This is a genomic window from Luteimonas granuli (assembly GCF_007795095.1).
GTDB lineage: Bacteria > Pseudomonadota > Gammaproteobacteria > Xanthomonadales > Xanthomonadaceae > Luteimonas > Luteimonas granuli.
In genome coordinates this window covers 2,725,873-2,750,735 of sequence record NZ_CP042218.1, presented here as the reverse complement: position 1 = coordinate 2,750,735, position 24,863 = coordinate 2,725,873, and the positions used below count along the sequence as shown (strand labels likewise).

Below are 24,863 nucleotides of genomic sequence, written 5' to 3'. Positions count from 1 at the left end.
CAGCCCTGCGGATCCCGCCGGTCAAACGGCTGCCCGCACCGCCTCCGCCAGCCGCTCCAGGGTGGCGGAGACCAGCGCCTCGTCGTCGGCTTCGACGGTCACCCGGACCACCGGCTCGGTGCCGGAAGGCCTCAGGAACGCCCTGCCCCGCCCGGAGACGGCGCGCTCGGCCTCGGCCAGGGCCGACATCACGCCCGCATCCTCGGTCGGCCGCGCGCCTTTGGTGACGCGCACGTTGACCGTGCGCTGCGGCACCTTGCGCAGCTCGCGCAGGGCCTCGGCCAGCGGCACGCCGCGCCGGCGCAGCACCTCCAGCACCTGCAGGGCGCTGACGATGCCGTCGCCGGTGGTGGCGCGGTCCAGGCACAGCAGGTGGCCCGACGCCTCGCCGCCGAGGATGCCACCGTGCTCCACCAGCGCCTGGTGCACGTAGCGGTCGCCGACCCGGGTGCGCATGAAGCCGATGCCGCGCTTCGCCAGCGCCTGTTCCAGGGAGAAGTTGGTCATCAGCGTGCCGGCCACCGGGCCGCGCAGGCGGCCGCTGTCCTGCCAGTCGCAGGCCAGCAGATAGACCAGGTCGTCGCCGTCGCGCACCACGCCGTCCCCGTCGACGAACATGACCCGGTCGCCGTCCCCGTCGAAGGCGATGCCGAGTTCCGCGCCGGTCTCGCGCACGCGCGCGGCCAGGCCCTCCGGGTGCGTCGAGCCGACGCCGTCGTTGATGTTGGTGCCGTCAGGGTCCACGCCGATCGCGTCCACCCGCGCCCCCAGCTCGCGCAGCACCATAGGCGCGATCTGGTACGTCGCGCCGTGCGCGCAGTCGACCACGATCCGCATGCCGCCGAGGTCGAAGCTGCGCGGCACCGAGCCCTTGCAGGCTTCGACGTAGCGGCCGACGGCGTCGCGGGTGCGCACCGCCTTGCCCAGCGCACCGGAAGCCACGGTCCGGAAAGGCTGTTCCAGCGCCGCTTCGATCGCCAGCTCGGTGGCGTCGTCGAGCTTCTCGCCCTCGGCGGAGAAGAACTTGATGCCGTTGTCGTGGTGCGGGTTGTGCGACGCCGAGATGACGATGCCGCCGTCGGCGCGCATCGAGTGCGTCAGGTGCGCGACCGCCGGCGTCGGCATCGGCCCCATCAGCTGCACGTCCACGCCGGCCGCGACCAGGCCCGCCTCGAGCGCGGCCTCGAACATGTAGTTCGAGATGCGCGTGTCCTTGCCGATGATGACCATCGGCTTGCGCCACTCGCCGCCGTTCTTGACCGCCGCGGTCAGCGCATGGCCGTAGGCGTTGCCAAGCCGCAGCATGAAGTCCGCCGAGATCGGGCCCTCGCCGACGCGACCGCGGATGCCGTCGGTACCGAACCAGCGGCGCCTGCCGGTCCCGTCCCCGGCCGCGCTCACGTCGCCGCCGCCTCGTCGGGCTCCGGAGCCGGCTGGCGCATCAGCATCGCCAGCAGCGTGGCGATGCGCTCGCGCAGTTCGCGCCGGTCGCAGATCTGGTCGATGGCGCCATGCTCGAGCAGGAACTCCGAGCGCTGGAAGCCCTCGGGCAGAGTCTCGCGCACGGTCTGCTCGATCACGCGCGGGCCGGCGAAGCCGATCAGCGCCTTCGGCTCGCCGATGTTGATGTCGCCCAGCATCGCGAACGAGGCCGAGACGCCGCCGGTGGTCGGGTGCGTCATCACCGAGATGTAGGGCAGGCCCGCCGCGCGCAGGCGGCCGAGCGCGGCCGAGGTCTTGGCCATCTGCATCAGCGAGAACAGGCTCTCCTGCATGCGCGCACCGCCGCTGGCGGAGAAGTTGACGAAGGGCGAGCCGATCTCGAGTGCGCGCTCGGCCCCGAGGGTGAAGCGCTCGCCGACCACCGACCCCATCGAACCGCCCATGTAGGCGAAGTCGAACGAGCTGGCGACGATGGGCCTGCCCTTGAGCCGGCCCTCCATCGCGACCAGCGCATCGCGCTCGCCGGTGGCCTTCTGCGCCGCCTTGATGCGGTCGCCGTACTTCTTCTGGTCGCGGAAGCGGAGCACGTCGACCGGCCCCAGGGCGGCGCCGATCTCGCGGCCGCTGCCGGCGTCGAGGAAGGCCGCCAGCCGCGCGCGGGCGCGGATGGGCCGGTGGTGGGCGCACTTCGGGCAGACCTCGAGGTTCTCCTCGAGCTCCGGGCGGTAAAGCACCGCGCCGCAGCCGTCGCACTTCTCCCACAGCCCCTCGGGCACGCTGCGCTTGCGTGAGGGGCCGCCTTCGGTGCGGATGCGGGCGGGCATGAGTTTCTTCAGCCAGGACATGCGTTGCTCTGATCCTTTGCGGGCCGGGCCGCGAACCCGGGGAGTTTAGCCCACCGACCCGGGTGCGCCGGCATCCAGCGCCCGGCGCAGCGGGGCGAGGAAGTCGGCGGCCGCGGCGGCGGCCAGGCCGCTTCCGGCCGCGTCCATGGCCTTGACCAGGGCGCTGCCGACCACGACGCCGTCGGCGTCGACGGCCATGGCGGCGGCGCTGGCGGCGTCCTGGATGCCGAAGCCGACGACCACCGGCACCGGGCTGCGGGCCCGGATGGCGCGCAGGTGGGCGGCGGCGGCGGCGGTGTCCAGACGGGCCGGATCGCCGGTCACCCCGGCCATGCTCACGTAGTAGAGGTAGCCCTGGGCCAGGCCGCAGAGCATCTCCAGGCGCGCCGGGTCCGTCGTCGGCGAAGCCAGCAGCACCAGGGCCACGCCGTGGGCGGAGAAGGCGTCGCGGAACTCCGCGGCCTCCTCGGGCGGCAAATCGACCAGCAGCACGCCGTCCACGCCGGCATCGGCGGCCGCGGCGGCGAAGGTCTCCGCGCCCCGGATCTCGATCGGATTCAGGTAGCCCATCAGGGTCACCGGCGTGTCGTCGTCGCGCCGGCGGAACTCGCGCACCCGCTCCAGCACCCAGGCCATGCCCGCGCCGCGCGCCAGCGCGCGCTCGGAGCTGCGCTGGATCGTGGGACCGTCGGCCATCGGATCGGAGAACGGCACGCCCAGCTCGATTGCGTCGGCCCCGGCCCCGACCATCGCATGCATCACCGGCACGGTGTCGTCCAGGCCCGGATCGCCGGCGGTGATGAAGGGCACCAGGGCCTTGCGCCCGGCGGCGCGCAGCGCGGCGAAGCGGCGCGCGATGCGCGGTGCGACCTCGGCCGCGGCGCTCATACCTCCACCCCCTCGCGCGCGGCGATGGTGTGCACGTCCTTGTCGCCGCGCCCGGACAGGTTGCAGAGCACGATCGCGTCCTTCGGCATTTCGCGCGCCAGCCTGATCGCCTGTGCGACGGCATGGCTCGATTCCAGCGCGGCGAGAATGCCCTCGGTGCGCGCCAGCAGGTGGAAGGCCTCCAGGGCCTCGTCATCGGTCACGCCCACGTACTGCGCGCGACCGGTGTCGGCGAGGAAGGCGTGTTCTGGGCCGACGCCGGGATAGTCCAGGCCGGCCGACACCGAGTGCGTCTCGATCACCTGGCCGTCATCGTCGCAGAGCACATAGGTGCGGTTGCCGTGCAGCACGCCCACGCGCCCGGCCGAGATCGAAGCGGCGTGGTGTCCGCTGGCGATGCCCTCGCCCGCCGCCTCGGCGCCGACCAGGCGCACGTCGCGGTCGTTGAGGAAGGCGTGGAAGATGCCGATGGCGTTGCTGCCGCCGCCGACGCAGGCCGTGACCACGTCCGGCAGCCGGCCGTGTCGCGCCAGCATCTGCGCCCGCGCCTCCTTTCCGACCACGGCATTGAAGTCGCGCACCATGCGCGGATACGGATCCGGACCCGCCACCGTGCCGATGATGTAGAAGGTGTCGCGCACGTTCGTGACCCAGTCGCGCATGGCCTCGTTGAGCGCGTCCTTGAGCGTGGCCGAGCCGCTGGTCACCGGCACCACCGTCGCGCCCAGCAGCTTCATGCGGTAGACGTTGATCTTCTGCCGCTCGATGTCGGTCGCGCCCATGTAGACGACGCACTCCAGGCCCAGGCGGGCCGCGACCGTGGCGCTGGCCACGCCGTGCTGGCCGGCCCCGGTCTCGGCGATGATCCGGGTCTTGCCCATGCGGCTTGCCAGCAGGGCCTGGCCGATGGTGTTGTTGATCTTGTGCGCGCCGGTGTGGTTCAGGTCCTCGCGCTTGAGCAGGATGCGCGCACCGCCGACGTGGCGGGACAGGCCCACGGCCTCGTAGATCGGGCTCGGACGACCGACGTAGTCGGCGAGGTCGGCTTCGAAGGCGGCGACGAAGGCCGGGTCGGCGCGCGCGGCGTCGTAGGCCGCGGCCAGTTCCTGCAGGGGGCCGGCCAGGGTCTCGGCCACGAAGCGGCCGCCATGGCGGCCGAAGTGGCCGCGGGCATCGGGGAAGGCGTGGAAGTCGGTGGGCATGTCGGTCATCGCAGGGCTCCGTGGGCAGCCGCCGGGGCGTGGTCGGGTCGGCAGTCCGCGCGGCGCACTTCGCTCACGAAGGCGCGCATCAGGTCGCCGTCCTTCCGCCCCGGCGAGGATTCGATGCCGCTGCTCACGTCCACGCCCCAGGGCTGGATCGCGGCCACCGCATCATGGATGTTGTCCGGCGCCAGGCCGCCCGAAAGCAGGAATGGACGCTCGAGGTCCGTCGGGAGCGCGGACCAGTCGAAGCGGCGGCCACTGCCGCCGTCGTGGCCCCCGCCGTGGCTGTCGAAGAGGAAGGCCGAGGCGCCTGGATGCGCGGCCGCCAGCTCCGCTCCGCCGACCCGCGCACCCGCGCCCATCGCCACCGCCTTCACGTACGGCAGGTCGAAGCGGCTGCAGAAGGCATCGTCCTCGTCGCCATGGAACTGCAGCAGGCTCGGCTTCACCTCCCTCACCACCTCGCGCACCTCGTCCGCGGTGTTGTCGCGGAACACTGCGACCGCGTCCACCAGCGGCGCCAGGGCCTCGCGCAGGGCGCGCGCCTCGCGGGCGTGCACGCGGCGCGGGCTGCCGTGGGCGAACACGAATCCGACGGCGTCGACGCCGAGCTCGCCGGCGAGGCGGACGTCGCCGGCGCGGGTCAGGCCGCAGAACTTGATGCGGGTGCGGAACAGGGTGCGTGGCATGTCAGGGGGTTGGAAACGGCAGGAAAGCGGCCGACGCGCCGGCGCCTTCGGCGCCCAGCGTGACCTCCGCGGGAAGGTCGCATCCGGCCGGGTACAGCGGCCCGAGGAACACCAGGCCACCCGCGGGTGCGGTGGGCCCGGCGCGCCTGCGGTCGCGCGCGGCCAGCACGTCGGCGATCCAGTGCCCAGGACGGGATCCGTCACCGACCTCGAGCAGGGAGCCGACGATGTTGCGGACCATATGATGCAGGAAAGCGTTGGCCTGCACTTCGACCACGACCACGTCGCCCTCGCGCCTGACGCTGATTTCCTGCAGGTCGCGGCGCGCGTGCGGGGCCTGGCAGTGCACGGTGCGGAACGAGGAGAAGTCCAGCTCGCCGACCAGGGCCTGGGCCGCGCGGTGCATGGCCCCGGCGTCGAGCGGCCTGCGCGTCCAGGCCAGATACTGCCGGCCGAGCGCTGGCCGGACCGGGCGGTTCAGGATGCTGTAGCGATAGCGCCGCGCGCGCGCGGAAAAGCGTGCGTTGAAGTCCGGGGCGACCTCGCGGCACCAGCGCACCGACATCGACGGCGGCAGCAGCGAGGTCGTGCCCAGCATCCAGTTGCGCGGGCTGCGCCCGGCATCGCTGTCGAAGTGCACCACGTTGCAGCGGGCATGCACGCCGGCATCGGTGCGTCCGGCGCAGGTGGTCGCCACCGGCGCATCGGCCACCCTGGACAGGGCGGTTTCCAGCGCCGCCTGCAGGGTCTGCGTGCTTTCCACGCCGGGCTGGGTCAGGCGTTGCCAGCCCAGGAAACCGCCGCCGTCGTACTCGATGCCCAGGGCGTAGCGCATGGCGTCCACGGAACCGGCCGCACCGCGGACCGCCGCGGCGCGGAACCGGCCTCAGGCGATCCCGTCCAGCAGGCGCGAAGCCTCGGCACGGTCGACCGGGTCGCCGGCGTGGGCGACCTCGCGCAGCAGGTCGCGCGCGGTATCGATGTCGCCGAGATCGAGGTAGGCACGCGCCAGCTCGATGCGCTCGCTGCCTCCCTGGAGGGTTCCCGGCGAAGCGGAGCGGCTGCCGGCAACGTCTTCGCCAGCCGCTGCGGTTGAAGCGTGCAGCGCTTCGCCCGCCGGGGGCGGGACGGAGACGCCAGTGGGTACCGCGACCCGTGAATGCCATGCCGGCCCCGGCTCCGCGACTTCCGCAGGCTGCGGAGAAGGCGTGGTGCCCGGCTCGATCGCGCTGTCGGCGACCGCCGCCTCGCCTGCACCGGACAGCCCGGCCGCACCCCAGGGGGCCTGTGCCGCCGCGTCCAGGGTCGCGGAATCGAAGCGCGGCCGCGGCGTCGGCTTCGGCGCGCGGCGCGCGAGCAGCCAGGCCACTACCGCCACCAGCACCAGGCCCAGGCCGATCCAGGACCAGGGCAGCGCGCCGCCGCCCGGGGCCCCCGTCTCCGGTGCGGCGGCCGCGGCTTCGCCGGTCTCCGCCAACCGTTCCTGGGCCGCGGCCAGTTCGCTGTCCTTGAGTTCGATGAGCCGGGCCTGCTGCGCCTGCAGTCGCTCGAGGTCGGCGACCCGGGCCTTGAGCTCCTCCACCTCGGCGTTGCTCGCCGCCAGCGTCTCGCGGCTCTGTTGCAGTTCCTGTTGCAGTTCCTGTTGCAGTTCCTGTCGCAGCATTTCGCCCTCGCCACCGGCCTGGATGCCGGATCGTATGCCTGCCTGCCGCGCGCCGGCGGCCGATGGCGGCACGATCTCCAGGCGCGCGTCCGCGACCGGCGACGCGGCCGCCCGGCTCCTCGGATCCGCATCTGCGGACTGTCCGGAAGCGCCTTCGTCAGCCAGCGCAGCCGCCTCGGGCTGCGGCGCCGGCCCCGCCATGGCGCGCCATGCCGCGATCTGCTCGCGCATCAGCGCGCGCGACTCGCCCAGGTCCAGCCCCGCGATCTCGCTGCGGTCCGGAATGCGCAGCACGGCGCCCTCGCGCACCAGATTGAGGTTGTTGGCGATGAAGGCTTCGGGGTTGGCGCGGAACAGGGCCACGATGGCCTGCTCGCGGCGGATGCCGTCGTCGACCAACTGCCGGGCGATCTCGCCGAGCGTCTCGCCGGCAGCGACCCGCCGGTCTCCGGGGGCCGGCGCCGGGGCGGCGGCCGTGGGCGGTGCCGGCACGGTCCGGGGCGCGGCGGGCGCTGGCACGGGCGCCGCAGCAGCCCTGTCCTTGCCGGCGGAGCCCTGCCGGGCGTCGCCGACCGCGACCGGTCCCTGGGCCGGCCCCGGCCCGGCTTCTTCGGGTGCGGCGGGCGCGGGCGCCGGAGCGGGACCGCGCACGATGGTGTTCGAAGGCGCCGCGACCGGGGCGTCGATGGCGGGCTGCGAGGGCGCGGCCACCGTCTGCGGCGTGTCGATCAGCGCCGAGTATTCGCGCACCAGACGGCCCTGTCCCCAGTCCACTTCCACCAGGAAGGTCAGGGCGGGCCGGGTGACCGGTTCGCGCGTGGTGACGCGGATCACCGGGTTGCCACGGACGTCCATCGCCACTGCGAACTCGAGCTCCGAGAGCATCGCGTCAGGCGCGGGCAGGCCGATGCGGCGGAAGGTGTCCGGCGATGCCAGGCGAGCGCGCAGCGCGTCGAGCTCCGCGGGATCTCCGGAGATCACCTGGATCTCGGCCAACAGCGGCTCGCCGGCGCGCGACCTGACCTCGATCCGGCCCAGCCCCAGCGCCAGCGCCTGGCCGGCGAACAGCACCAGCAGCAGGCCGCACAGGCCCGCCCAGCGGATCGCTCGCTTCATGCGCGGATTGGCCACTCGTTCCCCCGGTTGCATCGCGTGGACTCTAGCGGTCCCGGGCCATGCATGGCAACGCGAGGCCGCGCATCAGCCTTCGCCTGCGACCAGTTCCGCGATCTGCACCGCGTTCAGGGCCGCACCCTTGCGGATGTTGTCGGCCACGACCCACAGGTCCAGGCCGCGCGGATGGGAGAGATCTTCGCGGATGCGACCGACGAAGACCGCGTCCCTGCCCGAGGCATGGGTCACCGGCGTCGGATAACCGCCCGGCGCGCGCTCGTCCACCACTTCCACCCCCGGCGCGGCCTCGAGCAGCGCGCGCGCTTCCCCGGCGGTGAGCTTCTCGCGCGTTTCGATGTGCAACGCCTCGGCGTGGCCGTAGAACACGGGCACCCGCACCGCCGTCGGGTTCACCTGGATGCGCTCGTCGCCGAGGATCCTGCGGGTTTCCCACACCAGCTTCATCTCCTCGCGGGTGTAGCCGTTGTCCATGAATTCGTCGATGTGCGGGATCAGGTTGAAGGCGATCTGGACCGGGAACCGCTCCGGCTCCGCGCCCTGGAAGCTCAGCAGGCTGGCGGTCTGCCGTCCGAGCTCCTCCAGCGCCAAGCGCCCCGCGCCCGACACCGACTGGTAGGTCGCCACGTTGATGCGCTCGATGCCGGCCCGGCGGTGGATCGGCGCCAGCGCCACCACCATCTGCATGGTCGAGCAGTTGGGATTGGCGATGATGCCGCGCGGGCGCTGCTTCACCATCTCCGGATTGACCTCCGCGACCACCAGCGGCACGTCCGGGTCCAGGCGGAAGGCCGAGGAGTTGTCGATCACCACCGCGCCGGCGGCGGCGAACTTCGGCGCGTATTCCTTCGAGATCGCGCCGCCCGCGGAGAACAGCGCGATGTCGACGCCGGCGGGGTCGAAGCCCGCGAGGTCGCGCACCATCACCTCGTCGTCGCCGAAGGCGACCATGCCGCCGGCGGAACGCTCGCTGGCCAGGGCCACGAGCTCGCCGACCGGGAAGCCGCGCTCGGCCAGGATCGAAAGCATGGTCTCGCCTACCGCGCCGGTCGCGCCGACCACGGCCACCTTGTACTTCCTGTCCATCGGAACTCCGTTGACTGGTCGCGCGACGGTGCCGCGCAGCACGCCATTATCGCGCGTCGAGGTCGGCCGCGGCGCGCAGGTCCGGATCCAGGGCCACCCGCTCGTCGAAGACGAAGCAGCGCCCCTCATAGCCGAAACCGCCCACGGCTTCGAAATAGCCCAAGATCCCGCCTTCGAGCTGCACTGCGCCGGCATAGCCTTCCGCGCGCATCCAGGTCACCGCCTTCTCGCAGCGGATGCCGCCGGTGCAGAAGCCAACCACGGTGGCGTCGGCCAGGGCGTCCCGGTGCGGCTCCAGCGCCGCCGGCAGGTCGGTGAAGTTATCGATCGGCAGGGTCAGCGCGCCGGCGAAGCTGCCGTGGCCGATCTCCTCGCGGTTGCGGGTATCGAGCAGGACCAGGCGCCGTCCGTCATCGTCATGGCCCTTCGCGATCCAGCGCGCGAGGTCCTCCGGGGGCACCGCGGGCGCCCGCCCGCCCAGGGGCGACGTGCCTTCGCGCCGGAAGCTGATGATCTCCGGCTTGACCTTGACCTTCAGGCGCGCGAACGGCCGGGTGCGGCTGTGGCTGACCTTCGCATGCAGGGTCGCGAAGCGCGCGTCCCCCGCAGGCGGGCGAGGAAGGCATCGATATCGCCACCATCGCCCGCGAGGAACAGGTTGATGCCCTCGCCCGCGACCAGGACGGTGCCGAGCAGCGCGCGCTCCTCCGCGAGGACACGCAGGCGTGCCGCGAGCGCGGCCGGGTCGTCGATGGCAACGAAGTGGTAGGCGGCGATGCTGGTGTACATCGCCGCATTCTACGGAATGCGCGTCACCGGGCTCGGCGGATGTCCGGCATCGGGGCCGAATCCCATCGCCGCGACCAGGTTGTCCACCGCCAGCGCCACCATCGCGCGGCGCGTGGGCAGGCTGGCGCTCGCGACGTGTGGCGTCAGCACCACGTTGCGGCACGCGAGCAGCCGCGGATCCACCGCCGGCTCGCCCTCGAACACGTCGAGCCCGGCGGCGGCCAGGCGGCCGGACTGCAAGGCCTCGGCCAGCGCGCCCTCGTCGACCAGGCCGCCGCGGGCGATATTGGTCAGCGTGGCCGTCGGCTTCATCGCGGCCAGCGCCCCGGCGTCGATGATGTGGTGGTTGTCCGCGGTGTACGGCAGCACCAGCACGAGGTGGTCGGAGTCTGCCAGCAGCGCCGCGCGCGTGGTCCACGTCGCGGCGCAGGCCTCCTCCACGGCCTCGGGCAGCCGGTGGCGGTTGTGGTACAGCACGCGCATGCCGAAGCCGCGCGCGCGCCGGGCGATGCCCTGGCCGATCCGGCCCATGCCGAGGATGCCCAGCGTGCTGCCGTGGATCTCGGCGCCGAGCAGCTCATGGAAGCCCCAGCCCTGCCAGCGCCCGTCGCGCAGCCAGTGTTCGGCCTCGGTGATGCGGCGCGCCGCGGCCATCATCAGCGCGAAGCCGAAGTCGGCGGTGGTTTCGGTGAGCACGCCGGGCGTGTTGGTGGCGACGATGCCGCGCGCCGCCAGCGCCGCGACATCGAGGTTGTCGTAGCCGACGCCGACGTTGGCCACCGCGCGCAGCCGCGACGCGCCGGCCACCTCGGTTTCGCCGATCCGGTCGTTGAGCGTGACCAGGGCACCATCGGCATCGGCGAGCGCTGCGGCGATCGCCCCGGGCGCGTGGTCGGTGACCCGCGGCGTGCGCGCGACCTCGAACCATTCGTCCAGCCGCGCCTCGAGGTCCGCGTACAGCGGCTGCGACACCCAGACCCGGGGACGCGGCTCAGCCATCATCCCGGCCGCCGGCCGACGCCGGGATGCGCGGCGCGACCTCGCCGACGTCGCCGCACTGGGCGCGGTGGCGAAGCGCCTGGTCCATCAGCTCCAGCGCCAGCATGGCCTCGCAGATCGGCGTCGCGCGGATGCCGACGCAGGGGTCGTGGCGGCCGGTGGTGACGATGTCCACGACCTGCCCGTCGACGTCCAGGCCTGCCACCGGCAGGCGCAGGCTCGAGGTCGGCTTGAACGCCACCGAACAGACGACCTGCTGGCCGCTGCTGATGCCGCCGAGCACACCGCCTGCATGGTTGGACAGGAAGCCCGCGGGCGTCATCGGATCGCGGTGGGCGCTGCCCCTCTGCGCGACGCTGGCGAAACCGTCCCCGATCTCCACGCCCTTGACCGCGTTGATCGACATCATCGCCGCGGCGATGCCGGCGTCGAGCTTGCCGTAGACCGGCTCGCCCCATCCGGGCGGCACGCCGTCGGCGACCACGGCGACGCGTGCGCCCACCGAATCACCGGACTTGCGCAGTGCGTCCATGTACGCCTCCAGCTCCGGCACCTGGGCCGCGTCGGGCCAGAAGAACGGATTGCCTTCGACCGCATCCCAGTCGTGGCTTCGCGGCATGATGTCGCCGATCTGCGCCAGGTGGCCGCGCACCCGCACGCCGTGACGGTCGGCCAGCCACTTCTTCGCGATCACCCCCGCGGCGACCCGCATGGTGGTCTCGCGCGCGGAACTGCGGCCGCCGCCGCGCGGGTCGCGGATGCCGTATTTCTGCCAGTAGGCGTAGTCGGCGTGGCCCGGACGGAACTGCCCGGCGATCGCGGCGTAGTCGCGGCTGCGCGCGTCGGTGTTGCGGACGAGCAGCGCGATCGGGGTGCCGGTGGTGAGGCCCTCATACACGCCGGAGAGGATCTCGATCGCGTCCTCCTCGCGCCGCGCCGAGGTGTGGCGCGTGCGCCCGGTGGCGCGGCGCTCGAGGTCGCGCGCGAAGTCCTCCGGAGCCAGGGGGATGCCCGGGGGGCAGCCGTCGACCACGCAGCCGATGGCCGGTCCGTGCGACTCGCCGAAGGTCGTGACCCGCAGCAGCTGCCCGAAGGTGTTCATGGCCGCGCCCCGTGGCGCCGCGACCGGCCCGCGGGCGCGCCCATCAGAACAGGCCGTCCGGCCCGCTGGCCGGGGCGGGAGCCGGAGCCGCGGCGCCGGCGGCCACGCCGCCCTGGCGCTCCGCCGCCAGCGCGGCGATGCGCCGGTTGTGCGTCACCAGGTCGTGGCGTTCGGCCACGAACACGCCCATCTGCCCGACCTTGAACTCCACCCACATCAGCGGCAGTTCCGGCAGCAGGGCCGACAGCGCGCGCTCGGCCTCGCCGACCTCGCAGACCAGCAGGCCGTCCTCGGACAGATGCAGCGGAGCGTCGCGCAGGATCCTCAGCACCAGGTCCAGGCCGTCGTTGCCGGCGCGCAGGCCCATCTCGGGCTCGTACGAATACTCCCGCGGGAGCGCGTCGGTCTCGGCATTGGTGACGTAGGGCGGGTTGCTGACGATCAGGTCGTAGTGTTCGCCCTGCAGCGAGGAGAACAGGTCGGACTCGAGGAAGCGGACGTTGCGTACCCCCAGCCTGCGCTCGTTCTCCTTCGCCAGCGACAGCGCCTCGGGGCTCAGGTCGACGCCATCGACGTGCCAGTCCGGGTTGTAGTGCGCCATGGCGATGGCGATGCAGCCCGAGCCGGTGCAGAGGTCGAGCGCCCGGCGCACCTCGCGCCCGGCCAGCCAGGGTTCAGAAGCCGGACTCGATCAGTTCGGCGATCGGCGAGCGCGGCACCAGGGCTCGGCGGTCGCTCTTGAAGCTCAGCCCCGCGAACCAGGCCTCGCCGCAGAGATAGGCGGCCGGGATCCGCTCCTCGATGCGGCGGATGAACAGGCCCAGCACCTCTTCCTTTTCGGCCTCGGTCACCCGGGCCTGGCCGTAGACCGGACTCAGGTCGTGCGGCAGGTGCAGGGCGTGGAGGGTGAGCTGGGTCGCCTCGTCCAGGGCGTTGTCGTAGCTGTGGCCGAAGGTCAGGCCCGCCGCGTTGAACCGGCTGGCGCCATAGCGGATCAGGTCGATGATGGTCAGGAGCTGGTGCGTGGTCATGGCGCGCGTTCGCGGCCCTTTTCGCCGGGTTCCGCAGTATAGGCGAGCCGCTGCCGGGCCTGCGCGCAGCCGCTATCATGGCCGGCCTTGCCGTTCCGCCGAGGCCACATGTTCAACCGTAGCGTCCTGATCGTGCTCGTGGTCGCCCTCGCCGCAGGCCTCGGCCTGGTGGCGTCGCAGCAGTGGTTCGGCCGCGAGAGCGCGCCCGCCCCGGAACTCGCCGCGGTGCGCCTGTTCCCGCAGCCGCGCGAGCTGCCGCCCTTCGCCCTGCAACAGTCCGACGGCACCCAGCTGGTGCCGGGCGAGCTGCACGGCCACTGGACCCTGGTCTTCCTGGGCTTCACCCACTGCCCCGATGTCTGCCCGACCACGCTGGCCGACCTCTCCCGCGCGCAGAAGGAATGGGAACCGCTGCCCGAGGCGCAGCGGCCGCGGGTGCTGTTCGTCTCGGTGGACCCCGAGCGCGACAGCCCGGACCGCATCGGCGAGTACGCCGCCTTCTTCCACCGTGACACCCTGGCGGCCACCGCCGACATCCCGGCGCTGGAGGACTTCGCGCGCTCGCTGTCGCTGGTGTTCATGAAGGCGCCGGGGCCAGAGGGTGCGCCGGCGGATGCCTACACCATCGACCACTCCGCCGCGCTCGCCGTACTGGATCCCGAAGGACGCATGGCCGGCGTGGTGCAGGGCCCCCTGGATCCGGCCGCGATCGCCGCCGATCTCATCGCGCTCACCGGGGCGCCCGCGAGATGAGCCTGGTCACCGCGCTGACCCATGTGCTGCCGCACAGGCTGCTCTCATCGATGGCACGCCGCCTGGCCTGGTCCGACCATCCCCGCGTCAGCCGCTGGCTGATCGACACCGTGGTCCGGCGCTTCGGGGTGGACCTGGAGGAAGCGGCGGACGCCGACCCTGCCGCCTACCCGACGTTCAACGCCTTCTTCACCCGCGCCCTGCGTCCCGGCGCGCGCGTGCCCGATCCCGATCCGGCCGCGATCCTGATGCCGGCCGACGGCCGCATCAGCCAGTGCGGACCGATCGAGGACGGGCGGATCTTCCAGGCCAAGGGACGCTGGTTCACCGCCGCGGAACTGCTGGGCGAAGGTGCCGCCGCCGCGCCCTACGACGGGGGCCTGTTCGCCACGGTCTATCTCTCGCCGCGCGACTACCACCGGGTGCACATGCCCTGGAGCGGGCGGCTGTTGCGCACGGTGCACGTGCCCGGCCGCCTGTTCAGCGTGGGACCACGCGCGGTGGCCAAGGTGCCGCGGCTGTTCGCGCGCAACGAGCGCCTGGTCTGCCATTTCGAAACCGACTTCGGCCCGATGGCGGTGGTGATGGTGGGCGCGCTTCTCGTGTCGGGCGTGGAGACGGTCTGGAGCGGAGAGGAGATCCCGGCTTACGGCGATCGCGTGACCGGCAAGGACTACGCGGACTCGACGGTCGAACTGGCGCGCTTCGACGAGATGGCCCGCTTCAACTACGGCTCGACCGTGATCGTGCTGCTGCCGCCGGGCGTGGCCGCGCTCGCGCCGGGGCTGGGCGCGGAAACACCCGTGAAGCTCGGCCAGCGACTGGCCACGCGCACCTCCTGACGGCGCACGCGCGCCGTCGCGCGTAGAATCCCCACCCCGCCAGGCCATCCGGCCCGCAAGAGGCCGCCGATGAGTTCCGACACCCCCACTCCGCTGTTCACCGACCTTGGCCTGCCGCAGCCGCTGCTGCAGGCGCTGGCCGCGGTCGGCTATGAATCCCCCCTCGCCGATCCAGGCCGCCACCATCCCGCCGCTCATGGAAGGGCGCGACGTGCTCGGCCAGGCGCAGACCGGCACCGGCAAGACCGCCGCCTTCGCCCTGCCGGCGATGGCGCGCCTCGACCCGGCCGCGCGCAAGCCCCAGGTGCTGGTGCTCGCGCCCACCCGCGAACTGGCGATCCAGGTCGCCGAGGCCTTCCAGAAGTACGCCGCCTTCATGCCCGGCTTCCAGGTGCTTCCGATCTACGGCGGCCAGGGCTACGGCCCACAGCTGCAGGCGCTGCGCCGCGGGGTGCAGGTGATCGTGGGCACCCCGGGGCGTGTGATCGACCACATCGAGAAGGGCTCGCTGGACCTCTCCGAGCTGCGCATGCTGGTGCTCGACGAGGCCGACGAAATGCTGCGCATGGGCTTCATCGACGACGTCGAGGCGGTGCTCGCGCGCACCCCGGAGACCCGCCAGGTCGCGCTGTTTTCGGCCACCATGCCGCCGCCGATCCGGCGCATCGCCCAGACCTACCTGAAGGATCCGGTGGAGGTCTCGATCAAGGCCGCCACCACGACCGCACGCAACATCCGCCAGCGCTACTGGATGGTCAGCGGCACCAACAAGCTTGACGCGGTGACGCGGATCCTGGAGGCCGAACCCTTCGATGGCATGATCGTGTTCACGCGCACCAAGATCGCGACCGAGGAACTGGCCGAGAAGCTGCAGGCGCGCGGCTTCGCCGCCGCCGCGATCAACGGCGACATCGCGCAGGTCCAGCGCGAGCGCACGATCGCCCAGCTCAAGGACGGCAAGATCGACATCCTGGTCGCGACCGACGTCGCCGCGCGCGGCCTGGACGTCGACCGCATCAGCCACGTGCTGAACTACGACGTGCCCTACGACACCGAGAGCTACGTCCACCGCATCGGCCGCACCGGCCGCGCCGGGCGCAGCGGCGAGGCGATCCTGTTCATCGCTCCGCGCGAACGCAACCTGCTGCGCGCGATCGAGCGCGCGACCCGGCAGCCGATCGAGCAGATGGACCTGCCGACCGTGGAGAACGTCAACGACGCCCGCATCGGAAAGTTCAAGCAGGCGATCACCGACACCCTGGCGGCCGGCGAACTGGCGCTGTTCCAGTCCCTGGTCGAGGACTACGAGCAGGAATTCAACGTGCCGGCGGTGGAGATCGCCGCGGCGCTGGCGAAGATGGCCCGCGGCGACGTGCCGCTGCTGATGGAGGCGCCGAAGCGCGAGCCACGCCCCGCCGCGCCCTTCGGCGACGAGCGCGGCTTCCGCGAGCGTCCGGGCCGCCACGAACGCGGCGAGTACGCCGACCGCGGCGACCGCCCCGCCTTCCCGAAGAAGGAGCGCGTGCCGCGTCCGCCGCAGCCGGGCATGCAGACCTTCCGGGTCGAGGTCGGCTACGACCATGGCGTCAAGCCGGGCAACATCGTCGGCGCGATCGCGAACGAGGCCAACATCGATTCCCGGCACATCGGTCGCATCGAGATCTTCGAGGACCACAGCCTGATCGACCTGCCCGAGGGCATGCCGCCGCAGACCATGGCCCATCTCAAGGGCGTGCGGTGCGCGGGGCAGCAGCTGCGCATCACCCCGGATGGCGAAGCGCCCGACACCGCCGGCAAGGCGCCGGCGCGCAAACCGTTCGCGAAGAAGGGATTCGGCAAGAAGCCCTTCCCGCCACGCAAGCCGCACCGCAAGGGTCCCCGCCCGGAATAAGCGCTGTTCCGCGATCCTGCAGCCGCCCTGGCGGGGTGGGAGCCGCCATCGCGGCGATCCCGCTCAGGGACCGAGGACGTGGATGACTTCCTCCAGCGCCGGCCAGCCGAAGAGCGGCGCGAGCCACCAGTAGGCGGCGACCACGATCAGCAGCCACAGCGCGAGCTTCAGCACCATGCCGGCGACCTTGAACGCCAGGTAGAGGCCGATGATGATCGCGACCAGGCCGAGCCAGCTCATGCGTGCGCTCCGCAGGGAGTCGCGGCTGCAGGGGGCTCCAGGGAATGTCGGGCTGCGTTTCGCATCCGCGCATTCTACGGGGGGACGCTCCGTTCGAGTCCTGGCCGGCCGCCACTGACGCTCCGTTCGAGTCCTGGCCGCCCGCCACGGACGCAGGGGGGGATGCCCAGCGGATTCTCCGCGTCCTGCTCCCAGATCCGGCCGCCGGCCATCCATGGCCGGCTCTGGGCATCCCCCCTGCATCCGCGGCGGGCACGACCTTTCGTGCGGTCGGGAAGAGGGCCACGTCGACGTCGACGTTGAAACGGGGCGTCATGACCGGGAGCTGCCCGGCTCCGCCGCTTTTGATCTTCCGTCCCGAAGCCGCAGAACGTTGGAGCCCGTCCCGCGCACAGGGGGTGTGCGGACAGCCGGCCATGGATGGCCGGCGGCCGGCCGATGGGAGCAGGACGCGGAGACGGCCGGGGGAGCACACCCCCTGTGCGCGGGACGGGCAGCGCGGACCACAACGGAGCCGCTCCTGTGCGGGGGACGGGCTGCGCGGGCCACAACGGAGCCGCTCCTGTGCGGGGGACGGGCTGCGCGGGCCACAACGGAGCCGCTCCTGAGCGCGGGACCGGCTGCGCGGACCCCGACGAAGCGATTTCAAGGCGCGACGGTGCGCCAGAAGTGCGACAACGCGCCAACTGCACGCCACCACCCCGAGTCGGGAGAGGAATCTTCACGAAGCCGCGGACGATCGGGCGGGAGGTGGCTGGCGGCGGAGTGCGGAGAGTGGGCCATGGATGGCCCATTTCCCCGACTCCCTGGAAGAGGACGTCCGTGCCCCGGAGACCGGACGCCACGACACAGAACATCGGCGCAGCCGCGCAACCGCAAGGCGCAGCGGGCGCACGCTGCCGCTATCCTGTCGCGATGACGATTTCCTGCGACGTGCTGGTCATCGGGGCCGGCGCCGCCGGACTGATGTGCGCGATGACCGCCGGCCGCCGCGGCCGCAGCGTGCGCGTGATCGAGCGCGCGAACCGCCCCGGCAAGAAGATCCTGATGTCCGGCGGCGGCCGCTGCAATTTCACCAACACCGGTACCACGCCCGCGAACTTCATCTCGGCCAACCCGCACTTCTGCAAATCGGCCCTGGCGCGCTACACCCCCGCGGACTTCATCGACATGGTCGACCGTCACGGCATCGCCTGGCACGAGAAGGAGCTGGGCCAGCTGTTCTGCGACGACTCCTCGAAGCAGATCGTGCGCATGCTGCTCGACGAGTGCGCCGACGCCGGCGTCGCGGTCGATGTCGACTGCGACGTGTCCGCCGTGGCACGCGAAGGCGAAGGCTTCCAGGTCGACACCGCGCACGGCCGCGTCGTGGCGCACTCGCTGGTGGTCGCCAGTGGCGGGCTGTCGATCCCCAGCCTTGGCGGCAGCGGCCTCGGCTACGCGCTGGCGCGGCAGTTCGGCCACACCGTGCTGCCCACGCGCGCCGGCCTGGTGCCGCTGGTGCTCACCGGCAGCCACGCCGAACGGCTCGAGGGGCTGAGCGGCGTCTCGCTCGAGGTCGAGGCCTGCAGCCGCGGCCAGTCCTTCCGCAATGCCATGCTGGTCACGCATCGCGGCCTCAGCGGCCCCGCGATCCTGCAGGTCTCGTCGTACTGGGACGCCGGCGAGCCCCTGGCCATCGACCTGCTGCCGGGTATCGACGCCCTCGCCTTCCTGCGCGAACAGCGCGCGGCGCGTCCGGCCAGCGAGCTGCGCACCGTACTCGCGGAATGCATGCCGCGGCGCTTCGCCCAGCGCCTGTGCGAGCACTGGCTCGGCGACCGTCCGCTGCGACAGTTCGATGAACCCGCGCTGGCGCACGCGGCCGCGGCACTCCACGCCTGGCCGGTGGTCGCCAGCGGCACCGAGGGCTACCGCACCGCCGAGGTCACGCTCGGTGGCGTCGACACCGGGGGGCTGTCCTCATCGACGATGATGTCGCGCCTGGTACCCGGCCTGTACTTCATCGGCGAAGTGGTGGACGTCACCGGCTGGCTCGGCGGCTACAACTTCCAGTGGGCCTGGGCCTCCGGCCACGCGGCCGGCGGAGTCGCCTGAGCCGGCGGCTCAGTCCTCGCTCACGTAGGTCACCGCTGCGCACAGGGCCGTGTCCTCGGCGGTGGCCGCGGGAATGCCGTCGCCCTGCAGCGCGACCAGTTTGACCACCCGCCCGTCCTGCTCGACCTGGCTGGACAGCGCCAGGAAGCCGGTCTTCATGCTCCCGCAGAGGCCCCGACCGTCGTCGGCCCGGGTCTCGTCGAGCACCCGGCGCAGCTCGACCGGCTGCAGGGCGTCGACCATCATCACGTCGGCGTAGCGCTGGCCGGCACTGAACTCGTCGCCACCACGGACGATGGCCACGCGCTCCGTGACGAAGACGATGCCGCTGTCGCAGGCGATCCGCGAGTCCCCGATCTCGAGCGCACCCGTCATCGCCCCGGCCACCGGATCGACGGGTTCGAAGCGGCCCAGGGCCACGGCCTGCAGCGTCGGCGGTGCGGCGCGCTCGATCGGTGCATTGGCGGGATCGGGTTCGAGCGACGCGCGGGGCGTCGGCGGCGGCGCGCTGGTGGCCGGCGGCTGGTCCGCACCGGGAGCGACCGCCCGGTCGTCGCGCACGCAGCTCCCGAGTGCGAGGCAGGCGATCGCGAGACAGGCCGGAGCGAAGCGGCGGATCGGCAGGTCCAAGTCGGCATCCGTGGGTTCGTGCAACGGCCGATGATAAACACCGGGCATTCACTGCGCGTCAGCGGGGCCGTCCGCGGCTGCCAGCCCCCGTGTCGGGCTCAGCCGCCGCCCGCACGCCACAGCAGCAGCACCGGCAGCGCCACCAGGGCCAGCCCCAGCGCGATGCCCAGCAGCAGGCCCACGACGCGCACCGGCTCGCGGCGCAGCATGTCGGCGAAGGTCTCGGCGCTTCCGTCGCGCAGCGCCGCGGCGCGCTCGGCGCGGGCGCGCGCCTGCCGGCCGGCCTGATAGTCGTCCATCAGGGCCCTCGCGCGGGGGTAGTCACCGTCCTCGGAGATCCAGATGCCGCCGTGGGAGATGCCCCAGCGGCTCGGCCGGGTCTCGTGCCAGCCGATGCCGTTCGCGTCCAGGAAGCCGCGGACGTCGTCGGCCTCGTCGTCGGGGACCATGCGCATGTTGAGGAGCAGCTTCGCCATGCGCACAGGATACCGGGCGCCGCGTGCATCGGTCGGCGCGGCTCTCCGTGCCGGGGTGATGGCGGTCAGGCCGCGGCGGTGGGCGGGTCGCCCAGGACGCGGCGGAGGTTGGCGCGGGCGGGAGCGTCGAGGCGTTCGTGGAAGAAGGCGCTCAGGTAGATGCGCTCGCTGTGCAGCAGCCCGCGCAGGAAGCGGCGGCGCCGGATGCGGAACAGCCACGCCGGCACCACGCTCCGGTATTCCTCGGCGATCGCCCGGTCGTAGGCATCGAAGGTCGCGGCATCGGCACCGAGGATGGCCATGTCGCAGTCGAGGAAGTGGCGGCGGTCGTCGCCTTCCGCGCCGGGGCCGAGATCTCCGGGCGCGAGCGCGCCGTGGCGCGCGGTCAGTTCGATCAGCTCGACCACGAATCCCGTGTCCAGGCCCGCGCCGGACAGCCAGCGCGCGATGTCCGCCGCGGCCAGCGCCGCGGAGCGCGCCTCGTTGTCGCGGCGCCCTGCCTTGTACACCGCATCGTGGTAAAGCACCGCCAGCCAGACCTCGCGCGGCCGTGCCCAGCCCGGCCCGGCGGCCACCGCCCCGTAATGCGCGAGGACCGCCTGGACATGGCCGAAGTGGTGGTAGGCGCGCGGCGGCGTCGCATGGGCCTCGCGCAGGCCCGCGAGCATGTCCGGAGGCAGCGGGATCAGTTCGCGCATTCCGCCTTCCGGCGCTGGCGCAGCGCGCCCGCCACCCGTTCCAGGGCCGGGGCGAGTTCCCGCCGCCCCTGTTCGCCGAGCGCGGCGCGCGCGGCCTCGACCGTGGCGGCATCGCCGGCCGGGGTGGCCCCGATCCAGGCAAAGGCGACGCGGTTGCTCATCTTCGGCTCGGCCAGCACCAGCACCCGGTCCCGTCCGAAGGTCGCGCGCAGCCGTTCGACATGGTGGGATGGATCGTCGCCATGGAGGTTGGTCGCCATCACGCCGCCGGGCGCCAGCGCCTCGCGGCAGGCGGTATGGAAGGCCGGCGTCGACAGCGCCTCCGGAATACCCCCGGCGTCATAGCCATCGATCAGCAGCAGGTCGTAGCGGCCCGGACGCGCGGCGACGAAGCGGGCGCCGTCGTCGAATACCACCTGCAGCCGGCCGTCGTCGTCGGGAATGCCGAATTCGCGGCGCAGCTCGATCACGCCGGGATGGTTTTCCACTACCTCCAGCCGGGTTCCGGGAACGTGCCGGTGGAGGAACTTCACCTGCGAGCCGCCCCCCAGTCCGACGATGCCGATGTGCGCCGGGCGCGGCTGCCACAGCAGCGCCGCCAGCATGGTCCGCGTGTAGTCGATCAGCAGGCGCTCGGGAGCGTCGCCGCGCATCCGGCTCTGGGTCTGTCCGCGGCGGAACTGCAGCGAGACATACTCGCCATGCCGGTGCAGACGGGCCGGTGGCAGCCGCTTGCCGTCCGGATCCAACGGTCCCGTGCCGCGCATCCGCGCGAACCGCTCCGCCAACCTCCGGAACCAGCCTGTGCTTTCTGTCACCTGCACCTCCGCCGCGATCCCCGGAAGCCTAGCGCAGCTGGCTGTCCTTGCTGCCGCGCCGGTTGTAGCCGGAAGCGGCCGCCTCCTCCGCGTCGCGCGCGGACTGGCAGGCCAGGCACAGGCGGACGCCCGGCACGGCCTTGCGCCGGCCCTCGGGAATGGGCTCGCCGCACTCCTCGCAGTCCTCGCGCCCGGGCCCGCTGCCCAGGCGGCTGCGCGCGCGCTGGATGGCGTCCTTCACGGTGGCGTCGATCTGGTCCTGTACCGCGCCGTCGCCGGCCCAACCGGTGGCCATGATGTCTGCTCCACTGCTGTCCTGGTGGATACTTGATCGGGGCGCATGGGCCGCTTCGCAAGGCCGGCTTCCGGACCGCGTGGCATGTTCCTTGCTGGAGTGGATATCCAATGATCTGCACCCAGACCAATGAAGCCACTGTCCGCCGGCCATCGGCCGTCGCGCTCGCGCTGCTGGCGCTGGCCGCGTGCTCCGGTGCGCAGGCGGCCGACCCCGGACTGTTGCGCCTGGAGTCCCACGGCCCCGACGAAGGACTGCCGCAATCCACGGTCCGGGCCCTGGCCAATGACGACCAGGGATTCCTCTGGGTCGCGACCCAGGACGGACTGGCGCGCTTCGACGGTCACCGGTTCCAGGTCTGGCGCGCCGGCGACGACGCGCAGGACCTCGCCAGCGGAAGCATCGACTCGATGGCCTTCGACCCGGCGACGCGCCGCCTGTGGCTGGGAACCAACGACAGCGGCCTCGAGGTGGTGCACCTGCCCACCTGGGACCAGGTCCGGCTCGACGCGCGCTCCGGGCTGGCGCACAACCAGATCGAAGGCATCGCACTCGACGGCGACGACGGCGCCTGGATCGGCACCCGGGGCGGGCTCGACCATGTCGTTGCGGAGACGGGCGCAGTGACGTCGCTCGGAGGCGGCGAGATCGCGGGCCTCGCCGCACTGCCTGGCTCCGGCGTCGCGCTCGCGCTGGGCCGCGACTGCCGACTCTGGCGCGCGACCCGCACCAGCCTGGACCTGCTCGCCACCCTGCCATCGCCCGCGGACGACTGCGTCGCGCTGCAGGCCGGTCCCGAGGGCGCCTGGGCGGCGAGCGCGCACGCCGGCGTGTTCCTGTTCGCCGTGGCCGACGGGAAGATGCGCCGGTCGCTGCCGCTGCAGCAGGCCGCGCCGGTCACCACCCTGCTGCGCCGCGGCGACGGCAGCCTGCTCATCGGCTTCCGCGACGGGCGGGTGGCCCGGCTGGACAGCGCCACGGCCGACGCACCCTTCCCTCTGTCGCTCGACCGCCGGCTGGACAGCTCGGTCACGACGCTGCACGAGGACGCTGCCGGCTCGCTGTGGATCGGCACCTACACCTCGGGACTGCACTACGCCCGCCCGCTGTCCGCGACCGTCCGCGTCGGCCGCTCGGAGGCGGGCGCCCCCGGCGGCTGGCCGAAGGCGAGCATGCGGGCGATCTGGCGCGCCGGCGACCACATCCTGCTGGGCACCGACGGCGGCCTCCTCGAGCGCCGCGGCACCGCCGTGGACTGGCGGGAGGTGCCCGGATTCGACGGCCATTCGGTGCGCGCCATCGCCCGCGAAGGCGAAGGCCGCGGCGGCTGGTGGATCGGCACCCATGACGGCCTGTTCCATTGGTCGGGCCGGGGTCCGGCGCGGGCGATGGACGGGCTGCCTGACAATCGGGTCGAAACCCTGCTGCTGGAGCCTGGCGGCGACGGCTGGATCGGCACCCACGGCGGCCTGGTCCGGATGCAGGCCGGGAAGATCGTCGACGATCCGGCGCTGGCGCCGCTGCGCGACAGCCAAGTGACGGCGCTGCTGCGCATGGGCCCGCGGCTCTGGATCGCGACCAATGCCAACGGCCTCTGGCGACTGGATCCGGGCCAGGCCCCGGCGCGCGTGTTCCCCGAGGCCCTGCACAACTCGCTGTGGTCGCTGCTGGCGGACGACGGGGCGCTCTGGGCGGGCAGCTACGCGCGCGGCATCTACCGCATCGACCTCGCCACATCGGCCGTGACCAACATCCGCCACAGCGACGGCCTGGGCAACGACGTGATCTATTCGATGCTGACCGACGACCTGGGCCGGCTGTGGGCCAGCACCAACAACGGTCTGTCGGTGATCGATCCCGGCAACGGCTCGATCCAGGTGCTCGGGCCGCGGGACGGTCTCGCGAACCGCGAGTACAACAGCGGTTCAGCGTACCGCGATGCCCGCGGCCTGCTCTACTTCGGCGGCACCCGTGGAGTCGACGTCCTCGATCCGTCCGGCCTGCCCCGGCACAGCGCTCCGGCACGCCCGGTCCTGACCACGCTGCGCACGTCGCCGCTGGACGCCGATGGCGGCGGCCCGCGGGAGATCGGCATCGTCTACGACAGCGCCGCGCAGCTCGCGCATCGCGACCGCATGATCACGGTGCGCATGACCGCGATCGATTTCGCCGCGCCGGACGCGGCCCGGCTCCGCTACCGCGTGCTCGGCCTGCACGACGACTGGGTGTATCCGCACGCGCCGACGGCGGAGTTCTCGGTGACCGGCCTGCCACCCGGCGGCTACGTGCTGGAAGTCGAGGCCGCCGGTCGCGACGGCCGGTTCGGCCAGCCGCGCAGGTTCGGGCTGGAGATGGCGCCGCCGTGGTGGCGCCATCCCGTCGCCTATGTCGCCTACGCCCTGGCCCTGCTGCTGCTGTTGGGCCTGGTGGTGCGCCGCGTCGACGCCGCGGTGCGCCGGGAACGCAGGCAGGTCGAGCTGCTCGAGCGCACCGTGGCCGAGCGCACCGCACAGTTGCAGCTGGCCAACCAGCGCCTGAGCCGGGCCAACGCCCGCCTGAGCATCGATACCCGCCGCGATCCGCTGACCCGCATCTCCAATCGCCGCGATCTGCAGGAATGGCTGGGCCGCGAGGCGGCTGCGCTGCGCAGCCGGCTGGAGGACACCAACGGCGGCGGCGACCGCCTGGTGTTCCTGATGATCGACATCGACGACTTCAAGCAGGTCAACGACGTCTATGGCCACCAGGCGGGGGACGAAGTCCTGGTGCATCTCGCCGACCGCCTGCGCCTGCTCAGCCGCGACGACGACCTGCTGGTGCGCTGGGGTGGCGAGGAGTTCCTGCTGATCTCGCGCTTCGCCCACCTCGAGGACGCCCCCCAGCTGGCCGAGCGCATCCGCGCCGCCATCGCCGGGCAGCCGGTCCGCATCGGGCGGGGGGTATCGCTGGAGCTGACCTGCTCGATCGGCTTCGCGCCCTGGCCGTTCTCGATCGAATGGCCCGACATCGGCGACTGGAGCGCCTGCGTGGGCCTGGCCGACCGCTGCCTGTATACGGTCAAGCGCGGCAGCAAGAACGGCTGGGTCGGCGTGGTGCCCGGGGACGCCCCGAAGGCCGAGGCGATCCAGGCACTGCTGGCCGGGGCACATCCCGACGACGTCGGCGAGCACACGGTGCGCATGCTGTACTCGGGCGAGAAGCCGCCCCGGCTCGGGTGCTGAGCCGCCGCGCTCATCCGCCTCGCGCATCCAT

20 protein-coding genes and 3 pseudogenes are annotated in these 24,863 nt (G+C 72.5%); 5 read left to right on the top strand and 18 right to left on the bottom strand.

Features of this window, described 5'->3' with window-relative positions:
* Positions 1-21: 21 nt before the first annotated feature.
* The 12 genes and pseudogenes from glmM to prmB all read right to left on the bottom strand — a co-directional run.
* Positions 22-1,401: a phosphoglucosamine mutase gene (glmM, locus tag FPZ22_RS12770; protein WP_144893545.1), complete on the bottom strand. Its 1,380-nt coding sequence runs from the start codon at positions 1,399-1,401 to the stop codon at positions 22-24.
* Complete coding sequence (accD, locus tag FPZ22_RS12765) at positions 1,398-2,288, bottom strand: acetyl-CoA carboxylase, carboxyltransferase subunit beta (protein ID WP_144893543.1); 891 nt, start codon at positions 2,286-2,288, stop codon at positions 1,398-1,400. The genes glmM and accD overlap by 4 nt, the downstream gene beginning before the upstream one ends.
* A 45-nt stretch (positions 2,289-2,333) precedes the next feature.
* On the bottom strand, positions 2,334-3,176 hold the full coding sequence (trpA, locus tag FPZ22_RS12760) for a tryptophan synthase subunit alpha (RefSeq protein ID WP_144893541.1): 843 nt from the start codon (positions 3,174-3,176) through the stop codon (positions 2,334-2,336).
* On the bottom strand, positions 3,173-4,387 hold the full coding sequence (trpB, locus tag FPZ22_RS12755) for a tryptophan synthase subunit beta (protein WP_144893538.1): 1,215 nt from the start codon (positions 4,385-4,387) through the stop codon (positions 3,173-3,175). Before trpB ends, trpA begins: the two co-directional genes overlap by 4 nt.
* Positions 4,384-5,070, bottom strand: a complete 687-nt coding sequence (locus tag FPZ22_RS12750) for a phosphoribosylanthranilate isomerase (protein WP_144893536.1) — start codon at positions 5,068-5,070, stop codon at positions 4,384-4,386. The genes trpB and FPZ22_RS12750 overlap by 4 nt, the downstream gene beginning before the upstream one ends.
* 1 nt (position 5,071) lies before the next feature.
* Positions 5,072-5,905: a tRNA pseudouridine(38-40) synthase TruA gene (truA, locus tag FPZ22_RS12745; RefSeq protein ID WP_144894184.1), complete on the bottom strand. Its 834-nt coding sequence runs from the start codon at positions 5,903-5,905 to the stop codon at positions 5,072-5,074.
* 51 nt (positions 5,906-5,956) lie between these two features.
* On the bottom strand, positions 5,957-7,849 hold the full coding sequence (locus tag FPZ22_RS12740; RefSeq protein ID WP_144893534.1) for a FimV/HubP family polar landmark protein: 1,893 nt from the start codon (positions 7,847-7,849) through the stop codon (positions 5,957-5,959).
* 84 nt (positions 7,850-7,933) lie between these two features.
* Positions 7,934-8,950, bottom strand: coding sequence for an aspartate-semialdehyde dehydrogenase (locus tag FPZ22_RS12735; protein ID WP_144893532.1), 1,017 nt, complete (start codon positions 8,948-8,950; stop codon positions 7,934-7,936).
* A 46-nt stretch (positions 8,951-8,996) separates the two neighbouring features.
* Positions 8,997-9,739: pseudogene (locus FPZ22_RS12730) on the bottom strand (sulfurtransferase).
* A gap of 9 nt (positions 9,740-9,748) precedes the next feature.
* Positions 9,749-10,738: a 2-hydroxyacid dehydrogenase gene (locus FPZ22_RS12725; protein WP_144894183.1), complete on the bottom strand. Its 990-nt coding sequence runs from the start codon at positions 10,736-10,738 to the stop codon at positions 9,749-9,751.
* Positions 10,731-11,840 (bottom strand): chorismate synthase, encoded by a 1,110-nt coding sequence (aroC, locus tag FPZ22_RS12720; RefSeq protein WP_144893530.1) that lies wholly within the window; start codon positions 11,838-11,840, stop codon positions 10,731-10,733. The genes FPZ22_RS12725 and aroC overlap by 8 nt, the downstream gene beginning before the upstream one ends.
* Before the next feature lie 115 nt (positions 11,841-11,955).
* Positions 11,956-12,871 (bottom strand): annotated as a pseudogene (gene prmB, locus FPZ22_RS12715) (50S ribosomal protein L3 N(5)-glutamine methyltransferase); the annotation flags it as partial.
* A gap of 108 nt (positions 12,872-12,979) precedes the next feature.
* Between prmB and FPZ22_RS12710 the strand changes: the two are divergent.
* From FPZ22_RS12710 to FPZ22_RS12700, 3 genes and pseudogenes are all read left to right on the top strand, one after another.
* Positions 12,980-13,624 (top strand): SCO family protein, encoded by a 645-nt coding sequence (locus FPZ22_RS12710; RefSeq protein WP_144893528.1) that lies wholly within the window; start codon positions 12,980-12,982, stop codon positions 13,622-13,624.
* Positions 13,621-14,466, top strand: coding sequence for an archaetidylserine decarboxylase (gene asd / locus FPZ22_RS12705; RefSeq protein WP_144893526.1), 846 nt, complete (start codon positions 13,621-13,623; stop codon positions 14,464-14,466). The genes FPZ22_RS12710 and asd overlap by 4 nt, the downstream gene beginning before the upstream one ends.
* 69 nt (positions 14,467-14,535) lie before the next feature.
* Positions 14,536-16,357: pseudogene (locus FPZ22_RS12700) on the top strand (DEAD/DEAH box helicase).
* A gap of 63 nt (positions 16,358-16,420) precedes the next feature.
* On the opposite strand, the gene FPZ22_RS13710 reads toward FPZ22_RS12700, so the two are convergent.
* Positions 16,421-16,597 carry a hypothetical protein gene (locus FPZ22_RS13710; protein ID WP_168199009.1) on the bottom strand — a complete coding sequence of 59 codons (177 nt, stop codon included), beginning with the start codon at positions 16,595-16,597 and terminating at the stop codon, positions 16,421-16,423.
* Between the two features lie 915 nt (positions 16,598-17,512).
* Here FPZ22_RS13710 and FPZ22_RS12695 point away from each other — a divergent pair.
* Entirely contained in the window at positions 17,513-18,694 is a 1,182-nt protein-coding gene (locus FPZ22_RS12695) for a BaiN/RdsA family NAD(P)/FAD-dependent oxidoreductase (RefSeq protein WP_144893524.1), read from the top strand.
* Positions 18,695-18,703: 9 nt separating this feature from the next.
* Here the strand turns inward: FPZ22_RS12695 and FPZ22_RS12690 are convergent, their stop codons facing one another.
* The 5 genes from FPZ22_RS12690 to FPZ22_RS12670 all read right to left on the bottom strand — a co-directional run bounded on the left by FPZ22_RS12690 (position 18,704) and on the right by FPZ22_RS12670 (position 21,611).
* A complete protein-coding gene (locus tag FPZ22_RS12690) occupies positions 18,704-19,324 on the bottom strand; it encodes a hypothetical protein (protein WP_144893522.1) in 621 nt (206 codons plus the stop codon).
* Between the two features lie 98 nt (positions 19,325-19,422).
* Positions 19,423-19,800: a DUF6164 family protein gene (locus tag FPZ22_RS12685; RefSeq protein ID WP_144893520.1), complete on the bottom strand. Its 378-nt coding sequence runs from the start codon at positions 19,798-19,800 to the stop codon at positions 19,423-19,425.
* Between the two features lie 65 nt (positions 19,801-19,865).
* Positions 19,866-20,498 (bottom strand): HD domain-containing protein, encoded by a 633-nt coding sequence (locus tag FPZ22_RS12680; RefSeq protein WP_144893518.1) that lies wholly within the window; start codon positions 20,496-20,498, stop codon positions 19,866-19,868.
* Complete coding sequence (locus FPZ22_RS12675) at positions 20,486-21,265, bottom strand: spermine/spermidine synthase domain-containing protein (protein ID WP_144893516.1); 780 nt, start codon at positions 21,263-21,265, stop codon at positions 20,486-20,488. Before FPZ22_RS12675 ends, FPZ22_RS12680 begins: the two co-directional genes overlap by 13 nt.
* A 79-nt stretch (positions 21,266-21,344) precedes the next feature.
* The gene (locus tag FPZ22_RS12670; RefSeq protein ID WP_144893514.1) at positions 21,345-21,611 is read right to left on the bottom strand and encodes a DksA/TraR family C4-type zinc finger protein; all 267 of its coding nucleotides are present in this window, start codon (positions 21,609-21,611) and stop codon (positions 21,345-21,347) included.
* Positions 21,612-21,721: 110 nt separating this feature from the next.
* On the opposite strand from FPZ22_RS12670, the gene FPZ22_RS12665 reads away from it, so the two are divergent.
* Positions 21,722-24,832 carry a ligand-binding sensor domain-containing diguanylate cyclase gene (locus FPZ22_RS12665; RefSeq protein ID WP_144893512.1) on the top strand — a complete coding sequence of 1,037 codons (3,111 nt, stop codon included), beginning with the start codon at positions 21,722-21,724 and terminating at the stop codon, positions 24,830-24,832.
* The last annotated feature ends 31 nt before the right edge of the window (positions 24,833-24,863 follow it).

Excerpts from the sequence above, each read along its gene's own strand:
- accD (WP_144893543.1), bottom strand. The coding sequence starts at position 2,288 with ATGTCCTGGCTGAAGAAACTCATGCCCGCCCGCATCCGCACCGAAGGC.
- trpA (WP_144893541.1), bottom strand. The coding sequence starts at position 3,176 with ATGAGCGCCGCGGCCGAGGTCGCACCGCGCATCGCGCGCCGCTTCGCC.
- trpB (WP_144893538.1), bottom strand. The coding sequence starts at position 4,387 with ATGACCGACATGCCCACCGACTTCCACGCCTTCCCCGATGCCCGCGGC.
- FPZ22_RS12750 (WP_144893536.1), bottom strand. The coding sequence starts at position 5,070 with ATGCCACGCACCCTGTTCCGCACCCGCATCAAGTTCTGCGGCCTGACC.
- truA (WP_144894184.1), bottom strand. The coding sequence starts at position 5,905 with ATGCGCTACGCCCTGGGCATCGAGTACGACGGCGGCGGTTTCCTGGGC.
- FPZ22_RS12740 (WP_144893534.1), bottom strand. The coding sequence starts at position 7,849 with ATGAAGCGAGCGATCCGCTGGGCGGGCCTGTGCGGCCTGCTGCTGGTG.
- FPZ22_RS12735 (WP_144893532.1), bottom strand. The coding sequence starts at position 8,950 with ATGGACAGGAAGTACAAGGTGGCCGTGGTCGGCGCGACCGGCGCGGTA.
- FPZ22_RS12725 (WP_144894183.1), bottom strand. The coding sequence starts at position 10,738 with ATGGCTGAGCCGCGTCCCCGGGTCTGGGTGTCGCAGCCGCTGTACGCG.
- aroC (WP_144893530.1), bottom strand. The coding sequence starts at position 11,840 with ATGAACACCTTCGGGCAGCTGCTGCGGGTCACGACCTTCGGCGAGTCG.
- FPZ22_RS12710 (WP_144893528.1), top strand. The coding sequence starts at position 12,980 with ATGTTCAACCGTAGCGTCCTGATCGTGCTCGTGGTCGCCCTCGCCGCA.
- asd (WP_144893526.1), top strand. The coding sequence starts at position 13,621 with ATGAGCCTGGTCACCGCGCTGACCCATGTGCTGCCGCACAGGCTGCTC.
- FPZ22_RS13710 (WP_168199009.1), bottom strand. The coding sequence starts at position 16,597 with ATGAGCTGGCTCGGCCTGGTCGCGATCATCATCGGCCTCTACCTGGCG.
- FPZ22_RS12695 (WP_144893524.1), top strand. The coding sequence starts at position 17,513 with ATGACGATTTCCTGCGACGTGCTGGTCATCGGGGCCGGCGCCGCCGGA.
- FPZ22_RS12685 (WP_144893520.1), bottom strand. The coding sequence starts at position 19,800 with ATGGCGAAGCTGCTCCTCAACATGCGCATGGTCCCCGACGACGAGGCC.
- FPZ22_RS12680 (WP_144893518.1), bottom strand. The coding sequence starts at position 20,498 with ATGCGCGAACTGATCCCGCTGCCTCCGGACATGCTCGCGGGCCTGCGC.
- FPZ22_RS12675 (WP_144893516.1), bottom strand. The coding sequence starts at position 21,265 with ATGCGCGGCACGGGACCGTTGGATCCGGACGGCAAGCGGCTGCCACCG.
- FPZ22_RS12670 (WP_144893514.1), bottom strand. The coding sequence starts at position 21,611 with ATGGCCACCGGTTGGGCCGGCGACGGCGCGGTACAGGACCAGATCGAC.
- FPZ22_RS12665 (WP_144893512.1), top strand. The coding sequence starts at position 21,722 with ATGATCTGCACCCAGACCAATGAAGCCACTGTCCGCCGGCCATCGGCC.